Origin of the sequence: Streptomyces longisporoflavus, assembly GCF_014649775.1 — a bacterium.
Classification (GTDB): Bacteria; Actinomycetota; Actinomycetes; order Streptomycetales; family Streptomycetaceae; genus Streptomyces; species Streptomyces longisporoflavus.
In genome coordinates this window covers 274,305-287,213 of sequence record NZ_BMTR01000004.1, presented here as the reverse complement: position 1 = coordinate 287,213, position 12,909 = coordinate 274,305, and the positions used below count along the sequence as shown (strand labels likewise).

The 12,909-nt window shown below is 69.9% G+C and carries 5 protein-coding genes; 1 reads left to right on the top strand and 4 read right to left on the bottom strand.

Going from position 1 to position 12,909, the window contains the following annotated elements; all coding sequences use genetic code 11:
- Positions 1 to 236: 236 nt before the first annotated feature.
- Positions 237 to 1,004, top strand: a complete 768-nt coding sequence (locus IE226_RS10335; protein ID WP_190080778.1) for an IclR family transcriptional regulator — start codon at positions 237 to 239, stop codon at positions 1,002 to 1,004.
- Between the two features lie 788 nt (positions 1,005 to 1,792).
- Here the strand turns inward: IE226_RS10335 and IE226_RS10330 are convergent.
- The 4 genes from IE226_RS10330 to IE226_RS10315 all read right to left on the bottom strand — a co-directional run bounded on the left by IE226_RS10330 (position 1,793) and on the right by IE226_RS10315 (position 12,900).
- On the bottom strand, positions 1,793 to 2,491 hold the full coding sequence (locus IE226_RS10330; RefSeq protein WP_229870725.1) for an HNH endonuclease family protein: 699 nt from the start codon (positions 2,489 to 2,491) through the stop codon (positions 1,793 to 1,795).
- Between the two features lie 44 nt (positions 2,492 to 2,535).
- The gene (locus tag IE226_RS10325) at positions 2,536 to 3,912 is read right to left on the bottom strand and encodes an AAA family ATPase (protein WP_190080777.1); all 1,377 of its coding nucleotides are present in this window, start codon (positions 3,910 to 3,912) and stop codon (positions 2,536 to 2,538) included.
- A gap of 97 nt (positions 3,913 to 4,009) precedes the next feature.
- On the bottom strand, positions 4,010 to 6,151 hold the full coding sequence (locus IE226_RS10320; RefSeq protein ID WP_190080776.1) for a UvrD-helicase domain-containing protein: 2,142 nt from the start codon (positions 6,149 to 6,151) through the stop codon (positions 4,010 to 4,012).
- Entirely contained in the window at positions 6,151 to 12,900 is a 6,750-nt protein-coding gene (locus IE226_RS10315; protein ID WP_190080775.1) for a DEAD/DEAH box helicase family protein, read from the bottom strand. Before IE226_RS10315 ends, IE226_RS10320 begins: the two co-directional genes overlap by 1 nt.
- Positions 12,901 to 12,909: the final 9 nt, after the last annotated feature.

Sequence of the window (12,909 nt, the reverse complement as noted above, 5' to 3'; positions counted from 1 at the left end):
CACTGTGGCACGCACGCCATTCCTGTGAGGCGCTATCAAACGGTCAGCAGTGCGCTCAAGCAGGGCAAGTCCTGTCGGGGTTATCGCAGGAATCGACCTGCCTTGACGCAGAGTTGGCTCGCTGGGTTCGAGCGATGCCGCACCGGAACTGTGAGACGTGCCATCGCAGAATTCTGACGTGTGGATTCTGTCCAAGCTCCCGGTCTCCGGGAACGTTTGAGCGTTACGGTTCCTTCATGGTGGATGGCAAGCATCTGTCGGCGACGGAGGCCTTGGCGTCGGTGACGAAGGCCCTGGATGTTCTAGTCCTGGCGTATGACCGGGGGGAAGTCGGTGTTACCGAAACTGCCCGGGAGCTCGGCATCTCACGTTCCACCGCACACCGCATCCTGGTCACCCTGCAGCGCACGGGTTTCCTCCGCCACGATCCTGGCCAGCACGGATACTCAGCGGGGCCGCAGCTCGTACGCATGGGACTGGCCGCGATCGCCCAGCTGGACGTCCGACGACAGGCGCGCAGGCCCCTGGAGGAGCTCTCCGAGAAGGTGCAGGAGACGGTGTTCCTGTACTCCCTGGATGCGGCCGTCGTCCGACTACTCGACGGAATCGAGTGCCGGCATGTCCTGCGCGTCAGCGTTCCGCTCGGACAGGAGCTCCCCGCCCACGTCACAGCGGCGGGCAAGGCCCTGCTCGCACTGCGTGACCCGGCAGATGTACGCGCGACACTGCCGGCCGCGCTACCTGCCACGGCGGCAGGAAGCATCACTGAATGGCCGCTGCTTGAGGTGGAGTTGGAGGAAGTCAGAGTCCGGGGATGGGCGGCAGACCTCGAGGAAAGTGCACACGACCTGCACGGCGTAGGCGTGGCCATCCGCAACCGCATCGGGGAACCGCTCGCCGCGATCTCCGTGTACGCACCCGCCGTGCGCCTGCGTGAACAGGACATGCCAGCGGTTGCCACGGCTCTGCAGGAGACCGCCGCCACGATCGCCAGGGCACGGTGACAGAGGGTGCCGAGGTGCCGGGGCTCAAGGCCCCAATGTGATCCGCCCGTCCGGGATCCACCCCTCCAGGTATCCCGTCAACAGCCCATCCACATCTGGCAGATCGCACCGTGTGCACAACTCCTGCCACTGTTCAGGCCCCGCCCAGCGTGTCGCTCCACTCCAGGACAGATGCTCCGGCGGAGCACCAGCCTCAGCGAGACGAAAGATGAACACGTGTGCCTCTCGACGGCTCCGGCCTATGGGCACAGGCACCTGAGCCCAACGGCATCCTTCAACGGCGCCCCCGTGCACCGGCATCGCGCCGATCGCATCGCGGAGTACGCGCACTGCCGCCTCACGGTAGGGCTCTGCGGCTCGGACCGATCCTGACGGGAGCACCCACCGGGGAACAGCTCCAGGCAGGTCGTCTGCCACCAGGGCACGCCGCCCGTCCGAGCTCAGCAACGCGACGAACACCACCCGCCGCATCCTTGGAGGCGGCACGGTAGGGCACCTCGAACTTTCAGCGGCGTCCAGGAAAGCAGGCACAGTCCGATCCTGACATGCGGCCGCTTAACCGGCCACTCGTGTCCTGGGAGAAGCAGGTTTCATCTCGGAGCTCAATGCGGCGAATCTGATCTATGTCTGGGGAGCAGCAAGCCGCACGGATACTTCAGGGACCGTTACCCGAGTGCAGCCTGCCACTTCGGTGATGTCACCGATCGCCGAGCTCAGCTTCACGGCGGTGTCCTCCCATTCTCTCGGGGGAAGCCTCCAGCGAGAACGTGCTTGCGCAGGTCGCTGACCTAGCAGGTGCCCAGCAGCCCGGTACGGATCACCGGATCGCGCAGCAGAGCGAGGGTGTCGGACTCGTCCGTGAAGATGTCTTCGGCGCCCGGGACGACTGCTTGGTGGAACATGGCATGAACAACGTCGGCGGTGGGCTGCTCCCAGATGGTTGCTGCACAGGCTGCCACCTCCTCCAGGTCGTCCTTTTCGAAGGCAGTACGCCACTTGTTCAGCAGAAGCGGGGTGATCCGGTAAGCATTGAGCCGTCCCCGGACGAGGATTCTCCGGTTGAGGCCGAAGACCTTGATCGTGGCGGTGCCCCTGTCGGTGAGATCGATGTATTCGCCGGCAGCGAGCGAGAGGTGCAGATGCGGAGCGGGATCCTCACTGCTCGGGTCGATGAGCAGGGGCGTGCCGTCGTTGGCGAGGGGGAAGAGGTCACGTTTGAGGTGGCTGTTGCACAGGGAGCACGCCAGCAGGTGGTTGTTCCAGTCGAAGGTCCGTAACGGATTGACCCGGACGGGCTCGAAGTGGTCAATGTCCGTTCCCTGGTTGTCCCCGCAGTACATGCACCGCTCCAGCCCGGGTGCCATCTCCGCGAGGGCGCTTTTCAGCACGGGGTGTATGTGCCTGCGGACGGACGTGTGCTTCCATAACTGCCCCGCTCGCGTCTTGGGTGCAGCGGCCTGCCCGATGTCACCGGTGTAGCCGGCCATGGAAGTCAGCGTCGTCTGCGGGAGTGACACCCTCGTCACTCGGATCATGAATCGTGCCCTGGACGGCGGGAGTGGAGCCCGGCTGCGATTTCGTCGACGCGGGTTGCCGGTGAACTGGCCAGCTTGCGTTTCAGGTGACGGTAGCGGTTTTTTTCCTCTTCGCTGGCCCGGCCTCGCACGACGTCCAGTTCCAGGGCGAGGAGCTCCTCCCGCTTCTGTTCGGCCTGGTCCGAGTAGGGGGTGTCGAGCCCGAACAGGTCCGAGAGTACGGCGTCGTCGCCGCTGCCGAAGATGATGCGGTCGTAGAGGTGCTGGGGCACGACCTCCACAGGGCTCTCCTCGTCCGGGCCCGGCAGCCGGATCAGTCCGCCCGGGTCCGCTGCCTGGCAGACGTAGGGGCTGTGGGTGGTGACGATGAACTGGATGTTCGGGAAGTGCGCCTTCAGCCAGCCACCGATGCGCTTCTGCCAGGACACGTGCAGATGGGCGTCGATCTCGTCGATGATGACGACCCCGGAACTCGGAACGTAAGGCGTGCCATCCGTCGTTTCCAGGACGAGTTCGCCGTAGGCGTCATGAATCTGCTTGAGGATGTCCACGACCAGGGCCGCCACCGTACGGTAGCCGTCGCTCATCTCCCGCAGCGGGAATCGGTGGTTTCGGTTGACGACCCACAGGCCCTCGGAGTCGACGTTGTCGATCCGGTAATCGTCGGGCAGCAGGTCGTCGCCCAGGATGGCTAGGGCGGCCGCCTTGAGGTCCCGGGCGCCGTCCTTGTCCTCGAATGCGCGCAGGTGCTGCTCGATAAGCCAGCTCACGCCTTCCGCCAGCGACGCGTCCTCGTGGAAGAGGCTCGTCAGCCGGGCGACCGCGCCTGAGCTGGACATCAGCCGCTGGATGTCGCTCGAGCCCCCGGCGAGCCTGCGGAAGGGACCGTACCCCGCGCAGAACCATCCCACCGGATTGTCCGCCCATGGGCCGCGCTGGGCGACGGGGCGTTCCTTCTGGTAGCCGATGGCGTTCAGCGCCGGCTGCCCGGCCCTGCTGGAACCCGGCTTGCCGGAGAGAGACGTCTGCTCCGCCGCGGTCCAGCGCAGCCCGGCCCAGATCGGGCGGACCGGACGCCGCCCGGTGGTGAACTGGTCCTGCTCCGGGTCATGGACCAGGCACACTTCGGCCTTCGCCACCGTCTCGTCCCGCGAGACCCAGGTGTCGAACCCGGGGACGAGACTGCGGGCAACGGCGGGTCCGCTGATCGTCAGGGCGACCGCGCGCAGCAGGGTCGTTTTCCCCGAGCCGTTGCGGCCAGCCAGGACCGTCCAGCCGGCGTATGAGCCGTCGGGCCTCGTCAGGTCCAGGTCCACGTGGCGTGCACCGTGGAACGACCTGATGTTCCGTAGGCGAAGGTTCTTCAGGTACATGTCTCGTCCGCCCGGATCCCGTTCTGAGGTTAGAGCCGGACGACGGCCGGCTCCGTGGTGACTCTAACGCGGCGGCGTTGTGTCGCGTCACCGCAGGTCAGTGGCTTCCCTCCAGGAACGGGCTGCGTGGTCCGGCCCAGGTGATGGAGAGTTGTTCGCGGGCCCTGGTGGCCGCGACGAACAGCAGCGAGCGCTCACGCTGCAGGTCACGGTCGTGCTGGGTACGATCCTCGGAGGCCGGGGTGACGGCGCCGGGCTGCGGCACGTGATCCGCGCCCACTCCGATGATGGCGACCGCCCGGTACTCCAGGCCCTTGATCCGGTGCATCGTCATCACGTGCACCCCGGAACCGATCGCCGGAGTCTGCCGCGGTTTCACCCTGACGGCCTTGATCCCCGCGTTGTGCAACGCCTCCACCGCCGCGTCCGCGAGCTTGTTGGTCCGGGCGGTGACGACGATCTCGTCCTCCTTCAGCCCTTCGCCCAGCCACTCCTCGACCCGTCGGGCCAGGCCCGCGAGTTCGGCGGCCGTGCTCGGGTACTCGGTCAACTCGGGCTTCGCCCCGCCGAGAACAGACCGGTACCCGCCCAGGTCCTCGGTCGCGTCGTCGAGGTCGTCGAAGCTCGCGTCGCCCAGCAGGCTCAGCGACGTTCCGAGAATCTGACGGGTCGTGCGGTAGTTCAGGGTCAGCCGCCTGGAGCGTCGCCCTCGCACGTTGATGCCGTGGGCGCTCAGCGCGGTCCGGTTGTCGTAGATCCGCTGGTGGGCGTCGCCGACGATGAAGAGGTCGTCCTCGCCGACCGGGACGAGCGCCCGCAGCAGCTTCCAGTGCGCGGCGTGCAGGTCCTGGGCCTCGTCCACGACGATGTGCCGGTACGGGCGGGTCTCGTCGCTCCAGCCCGAGGCGATCCGGGCGGCCTGCGCCGCGAGTTGGGTGACGCCGACCTCACCGGCAGCGTCCAGCCGGTGCTCGAAGGCCTCGATCAGCCCCCACACCTGCGCCCGTTCCGGGCGGTTGAGGCGCCGGCCGCGACCGGCCCGGCTGGCGACGAGGTACTCGTCGCGGCTGCGTACGTCCTGGGCGAGCACGACCTGCTTCCACTCGGCCTCCAGGAAACGCGCGTCCCAACGGTGCGGCTGCTGTTCCTCGGCCAGGTCCTCCCAGCGCCTGCGGATCTCGTCGTCACCGAGGGATTTGGGGGTCTTCGCGCCGAAGACCTCCTTGGCGATGCCGTAGGCGACCTTGTCGATGTTGCGGACGTCCACCTTGGCGGTGAGCTGGGTGCCGCCGAGGTCCTCAAGCAGCGAGCGCAGCAGTTCGGCGAGCGTGGTGGTGTAGGTGGTGAGCAGGATCGCCTGGCCAGGCGGCAGCCGTTCGGCCAGGGCCTTGACCCGGTGCAGGGCGACGACGGTCTTGCCCGTACCGGGGCCGCCGGTGACCCGTACCGAGCCCTTGTTGGGGGTCTTGCGCTCGGCCAGGGCGCGCTGGGCCGGGTGCAGGAAGATCCGCCAGGCCGACAGCGGCTCGGACATGATCCGGCCGAACTCGGCGACGTCGCCGGTGACGACGAAGGACTCCTTGGTCGCGGGGCGCTCGTTGGCGGCCTCGTAGTCGTCCGGGTCGACGGTGTCACTGGTCGCGGCGACCGAACTGACGTGCTCCCAGACGTCCTCGACGGTCATGCCGTCGGCGAGGCAGAGGATCACGTCCCTGGCGAGCTTGGGCAGATGCTCCACGAAGCCGAGTATCGCGTCGATGCTGCGGATCTCCCGCAACGCCGGTACGACCGAGGGGTGCACGCCGAGCCGGTCGAAGTCGGCGTCGGAGACGTGGGCGAAGACGGACGGTTGCTCGGTGGCGGGTGCCTGGGCGGGCTGTCCGCTCAGGGTGCCGTGGAGGCTGGCGAGGTTGATCAGCTCGACGCCGCCGGTGACCTTGTTGATGTCGAAGATGATGTGGGACGCGAGGGTGTAGGCGTCGTCGTGCGGCAGTACCGCGACCAGGTAGTAGATGCGGTCGGCGTAGTGCATCAGCACCGCACGGAAGTTGTCGTTGATCCTGGCGGTGCGCACCCGCTTGTCCTCGGCGCCCTTCGGCGGCTTGAGGTTCAGCCCGTTGGCGTCCGGGTCCCGCTGCATCTTCATGATGAACTGCAGGACCTGTGCCTGGACCGACCCGTCGAGCTTGTCGTAGTACTTGCCGAAGACGTCCGCCATGACGACCTGGGCCTTGGACATCACACATTCTCCAAACGCTCGGCCAACTCGGCCACATCAACTGTCCCGGCGTGTACGACGTGCCAGCCGGCCTCCGCGAACGCGGCGTCACGGTGCTCGCCCACGTCGAGGAACACCGCCACCCTGGCGTCTGGCCAGGCGAGTTCCGCCTGCTGCGCGACCCTGTCGTCGAGCTCGAAGCCGACCTCCGGGGCGCCGAAGTGACGGGTGCGAGCTTCCCGGCACAGGGCGAACAGCAGTTCCTCGGCCTGCGAGGAAGCCCACTCGACCGCCTCCGCCCAGGGTTCCGGCAGTTCGTCGGGCAGGCCCGTGGTGGTGGGCAGCGCACCCGCGAGGAGGGCGACCGTGTGCGGGTCGAGCTGCCCGGCCGTGGACATCGCGATCTGGTGGAACGAACGCGGTAGTGCCGAACCCCGGTCGCCCGTCAGCAGCTGCAGCAGATTGGACCACCGCAGCCAGTCGGCCCACCGTGCCCGGTGGCCCGGCTCGGCGACCGCCTCGTCGCGGTCGTCCAGCACGGTGAAGGCCGACCAGGCGGACATCCCGGGCTGCCCGGTCGCGGGCTCGGCCCGCCGGTCGAGCAGCCCGATGACGCGCAGCCCGCCCAGGGTGCGGACGTCCATCGCGATGGCGTCGGCGGCGGCCGGGTTGCCGGCGACCGGCAGGGGGCCGCCCGCGAGCACGTCCGGCAGCCGCTCGCCCACCGAACGCCGCTCGATCGGCTGCCGCGCCGCTCCGCCCCCGGCGAAACCGCTGATCAGCGCCGCCGCCCTACGGGACCACTTCTCCGCGTCGGGATCGGCGAGCACCGCGAGCAGCGTCTCGATCGGGTTGCGCAGTGCCGGGTCCAGGGTGTCGTCGGGGCGTGGGCCGCCCGTCAGCATCTGGTGGATCTGCCGGGCGGTCCGCAGCGCGCCCTCCCCGAGGAGCGGTTCGGCAGGGGTGCGCACCTCGCGGCCGTCCGCGGTCCCCTCCACCGCCGCCTTCCAGGCCATGACGTCCGCGTGCGTGAACTGCCACACCTGCACGCCCTCGGCCCGCAGTGCCTCGCGCTTGGCGTCGTCGTCGGCGATCCGGTTGATGCCGGTGCTGGCGTGGAAGGCGTAGCCGTCGAGGAAGACCGCGATGCGCGTCGACGGCCCGTCGATCCGGGTCAGCAGATAGTCCGGTTCACTGGGCGCGGACGTCAGCTGCCGCACATGGTCCTGGAAGAGCCAGCGGGTGCCGCTCCCGTCCGGGCGGGTGAAGCGCAGCTCGTACTCCATGCCGCGCTCCCCGGCGCGGGGCGTCACCGAGCCGGACTCCGGACGGCGGCTGCCCCAGTCGACGAGGGTGCGGACGAACTGCTTCTCCAGCTCGCTCTCGGCGAGCTGGTCGATGCGCACCCCGGACAGGGTGTCGACCTGCTCCGTGTCCCAGCCCGTGAGGATCTCGTCCAGGAGCTCCCTGGCGACCCGCAGCGAAGCGAAGGGGTGTTCGTTGCTGCTGACATGCGGCAGCAGGCAGCGGTGGCAGGGAGTGCGCAGGTTCTCCTTGCCACAGGGGCAGTCCCGCAGGGCGGTCTGGGCGAGGGTGAGCACTCGGTGCAGCACGGTCGCATCGGCGAGGTGCTCCAGGTAGCCGGTGCCGCCCGGCATGGAGTCGTGCAGCACCAGGAAGCGGCGGCGCAGTTCCCGGGTGCCGCCCGGCATGGTCGCGGGTACGACGCGCAGGTGGTCGGGAGCGCCACCGAAGTGCTTGGTGATGCCCAGCAGCAGCGCGGCCTTGAACGACACCAGCCGGGTCTGCAGTTCCATCGTGGAGACGGGCAGCAGGATCCGCAGTGCCTGTGTGGTCAGCTCGTGCGCGAGGACGAGTCGCTGCATCGACGCCGTCTCGGCGTCGATCCCGTCGTCCTTGTGGCCGCACCAGTACGCGTGCCGGGTACCGATCCGCTGGGCGGACCGATCCCATGCCTGGGGGTGCACGCCGCGTACGGCCCCGCACTCCAGGCACGTATCGAAGCCGGGCACCTGGACGTCGTCGCCGGCGATCTGATGCTCGGGGCCCGCGGCGGCGGCCGGGCCGAGGTTGAGGGTGCGGATGGTGGCCACCCGGGCGAACTCCACACCGAACGGCAGCTCTCCCACCCGCTTCCAGGCGCGCAGTCCCTGCGGCTGTTCCGGGTCGATGTCCACCAGCGTGATGTCGTTGAACCGGCGCCGCTCCCGCTCGTCGCGCTCGTCGGTGAGCCGTGCGTCCTCGCGCCGCTCGCGGGCGGTGACCCGTTCGGGCACGAGCACGGTGTGGAGTGCGCCGGGATCGGCGATCTGCGGCGTCAGGCAGCGCGGGCAGGCGGTGAGGTCCAGGCCGGCCTCGGCGGTGGCGACGTAGCCGCACTCGGGGCACAGCCGCCACTTGGCGTAGGCGGTGTCGCCCTCACCGGCGCCCAGGTCCAGGCCGTTGACGATGTATTTGTAGCCGTCGGTGTGGAAGGTGTTGCCGGGCGCGAGTTCCAGCAGGCCCATGCGTGAGCCCCGCCCGTACTCGGTCAGCTGGTCCTGGAACTCGCCGTCGGCGTCCTTCCACCACAGCGTCGCGTCCAGAAGGGTGGCGTCGTCGTGGAGGGTGTAGTTGGGCAGCAGGCCCAGACGGACCATGGCGTTGACGGAGTTCTCGCCGACCAGGGCGTCCCTGCGCCGGTTGACTGACCTGCGCTCGGCGTAGAGCTGGCGGCGCTGCTCGTCGCGTTCGCGGTCCCCGGAGGCGGTGGACAGGGCGTCGAAGGCCCGGCCGATCTGCCGGGACCGGGAGCGCAGTGCCTCCAGGCGTTTGCGCCATGCGGTGGCGGCCTGGCCGACGGTCTGCTCCAACTCCAGCTGCGCGAACTGCCGCAGGCCCTGCTCGGCCTCGGCCGACATGCCGGGGAAGAGCTGGACGAAGGAGGACGCGAGTTCGGCGTGGCGGGCGTGGGCGACGTCCAGGAAGCGGCGGAACCAGCCGTCCTCGGCCAGCCCCCGGGTGAAGAGGGCGCCAATGCGATGCGGCATGGGCTCCTCGGGCATCATCGTCCCCCGCCACAGGCTGCGGTCGGCGGCCCGGTCCAGCAGGTAGGCCAGGTACTGGCGGCGCAGGATCTCGGAGGCGTCGAGGTAGCAGTCCGGCGGGATGATCCGGCCCGCGAGCATCTGCTCGGGTGCGTGCAGGTAGTACTGGTTGCGGGCGCCGCGCGGTACGAAGGTGACGGTGAGCGAGTTGCCTGTGCTGCGGCCGGCGCGGCCGATGCGCTGCGCGTAGTTGGCGGGCGCGGGCGGCAGGGAGGCGAGCAGCACGGCGGACAGGTCGCCGATGTCGATGCCGAGTTCGAGGGTGGGCGTGCAGGTCAGCACGTTCGGGTCGAACGGCGAGGGGCGGTTCTTGAAGGCCTGCTCGACCTCCTCGCGGCGGGCCCGGCTGAGCGCGCCCGTGTGCTCGGCGGTGAGGACGTCACCGGGCCGGTCGACCGTGTAGAGACGGCGGTAGTAGTCGTCGCTGTAGTCGCGGTCGTCGGTGGTGAACGTGCCGCCGCACTGGAAGCGCAGGCAGGGCGTGCCGAGCCAGTCCTCGCGCCGGCCGGGCGGGACGGTCTGCCGCCAGGTGCAGCTGTCGCAGCGGACGCCGTGGTCGTTGACGCCCGTTCCGTCGGCCCCGGCCACGTCCGCCCCGCTGCCGTCGTCGGAAGACGACGGGCCGGTGGCGAGGCTGTGCACCATGATGGTGCGCGGCCTGAGAGCGAAGACGGTCGAGCCGCCTTCCGCCGGGTAGGTCGCCAGTACCTCGCGCTGCGCGAGCAGCTTCATGGCCTGTTCGGCGAGGGCACGGGCCTCGCGTCGCTCGCAGCCGAGGGTGCGGTGCCCCCAGTCGGCGAACCAGGTGTTGTCGCGGGCCAGCGAGTCGAATTCGGACGTGCCGAGGCGCCCGAGGACCGGAAAGGTCGGTGCGGCCAGGCCGCGCGGGAAGGCGGGCATGCCCGTCGGCCGCCCGCCCCAAATCGGCCAGCGACGGGCGCCGGCCTGCGCGATGTACTCCTTGAGCCAGGGGTGGAACAGCGCCCCGCGCAGGCGCATGCGCTCCAGCAGGCCACGCAGGTAGACGATGTAGTCGGCGTCGTTGGTGGGGAGGGTGATCTGTCCTGGGAGGCGCTGGTGGGCTTCCCGCAGCAGAGTCGCGACGGCGGCGGCGTCGGGGAGGTGCACCTCGGCGGCGGCGGTCCGGGTCAGTTCGAGGGTACGGCCCAGGCGGGAGCGCAGGCCGAACTCCAGCAGCGTCTGGAAGACCATGCGGTCCTGCAGCATGTAAGCGCCCGCGTCGCTGAACCCGTCGCCGCTGAGGAGCGTACGGATCTCCGGGTTGTCGCGCAGGTCGGGCGGCACGATGGAGGCGAGCTTGCTCATCTCGCCCTTCTCGGCCGCCGTCACTACGGCTTCGGCGGCGTCGGTGGCCAGGTCGTGCACGGCGACGGGGGTGCCCGGCTTGAGTTGCTCGGCGAGCAGTCCGCGGAAGGTGAAGCCGAAGCTGCGGTTGGCGATGAACGCGGCCCGGTGGGTGGCGTCCTGCACGGAGTCGGTGAAGACCAGCAGCTTGCGTTCGTCGTCGGTCAGGCCGCGGTCGGAGAAGAGCTGGGTGGTGGTGACGGAGGCGAGGGTGGCGGTGCCCGCACCGAGAAAGCGCATGCCGTCGGTCAGGTCGCAGGAGGGGCACTTGTCGCCCGCGTTGGCGGGGATGGGCCCGGCGACGGTGATGACGGGCACGGTGTCATTGCTCGGCACAGTGCGCAGTTCGGCCTCCTCGGCGTGGAGGAAGACGGGGGTGTGCTCGCCAGGCCTGGCGCGGATCATCCAGCGGACGGCGCGGTTGCCCTGGGCGGAGGCTCGGTAGATCTCCAGCGGCTTGGTCTTCAGCTGCTGCCACTCCAGATCCGTGGAGAGCGCGGCCCAGCCGGAGCGCCCGCAGTGTCGGCAGTACACGGCGGGGAGGTGGGCGCGGTAGGCCGGGCCAACGGGGCGGACGAACGGGACGGGGCTGTCCGGGGTGAGGGCGGAGGCGCCGTCGCCGGGGGCATACGGGTCTGCGTCGGCGTCGGCTGTGCTGTCCACCTCGGCGGAGGGGTAGACGGCGAGGTTGGCCGGGTTGGGGCGGGTGTCCCCGGTGGGGCCGTCGTCGTCGAACCAGCGGAAGTGCGGCGTCGGCGTCGCGGCGCGGATCACGCGGCGCACCTCGCGGACCCAGAGCTGGGCCTCGACGCGGAGGAAGGGGATGGTGCGGTCGGCGATCGGGTCGTAAGCGCGGGCGGTCGAGACCAGCGCGAGGAGCCGCGCGAGGCCGGTCGCGACCAGGTCGATGTCGGTCCGGGCCGCCTCGTCCCAGGCCGCGCCGCCGCCGCGCTTCGCGAACTCGCGAGCGATCTCCGGGACGGTGACGGGAGTGTCGCCCGCGACGTCGAGGAGGGCACGGATCAGGTTGTGCTGGCGGAGCTTCTCGCCGAGTTGGATCGGGTCGGCGAAGTCCATGCCGACGACGAGTTCGGCGAGTCGGTGGATGGCCGACGGGTCGTCGAGGGGGTCGGGGACGGCGGCGAGGGCGGCCGGGGAGGGCACGGGCAGGAGGAAGTCGGGCTCGGCGACGAACTCGCCCGGCGTCTGGCGGTCCTCACCGATGAGGGCAGCGTCCGGGAAGGGGGTGCCGAAGACCTTCTCGGCGAATTCGAGGAGGAGTTCGCGGTCGGACTTCTGGGGGCCGTCGGGGGTGGGGGCCGCTTCGGCGGAGGGGGTGCCGCTGGTGGCTGCGGTGCGGCCGACGGCGCCGGTTCCGCCGGTTCCGCTGGTTCCGCCGCCGAGGGTGGCGGAGGTGGCGACGGGGGTGATCGTGCCGAGGGGGCGGCCCGGCTCGGCCTTGCCGGTGGCCGCGCCCAGGCGGCGCAGCAGCATCGCCACATCGGTGCCCTGGGCGCCGTCGTAGGTGTGGAACTCGTCCAGGACGACGTACGTCAGCCCGCCGTCCTGCCAGAGGGGGACGTCCGGGATGCGTTGGAGGAGGAGGTCCAGCATCTTGTAGTTGGTGAGCAGCAAGTCCGGCGGGTTGGCGCGGATGGCCTCGCGGTCGGTGATCAGGCGGCTGCCCGGGGACAGTTGCGCGGGGGTGATGGTGCTTGCGCCGGACTCGCGGGCGTAGGAGCCGGGGGCGTTCTCGTCCTCGTCGTCCGGGGGGCGGTTGCCGGAGGCGCCGCCGATGTAGATGCCGGCGGTGACGGAGGAGAGGGCGGCGTTCTTGGCGAGAAGGTCGTCGATACGGCGGGCCTGGTCGTCGGCCAGCGCGTTCATCGGGTAGAGCAGCAGCGCCTTGACGCCCTTCACCCCGGCGGCGCGGGCACGGGCGCAGTGGTCGAGGATCGGGATGAGGAACGACTCGGTCTTTCCGGAGCCGGTGCCGGTGGTGACGATCGTCGGCTCGGGGACGTGGCCCGACTTGCTGGACAGCCGCTGCCAGGCGTTCGCCTGGTGGGTGTAGGGGCGGAGGCTGGGCGACCAGTCCAGAGCCTTCTCCCAGCCGGGAGGCGCGTACCGGAAGGGCGTACGGACGCGGAGGTACGGGCCCCGGAAGAGCCGGCTCTCCGGCCGCTCAAGAAACGCCTCGAGCTCCTCGCGGACGTCGTCGTCGGCGAGCGCGAAGCTCGTCGTCAGGTACGCGGCGAGGGCACGGCGCAGATCCTCGGCGGCCAGGGAGGGAAGCATGGCTGGGTG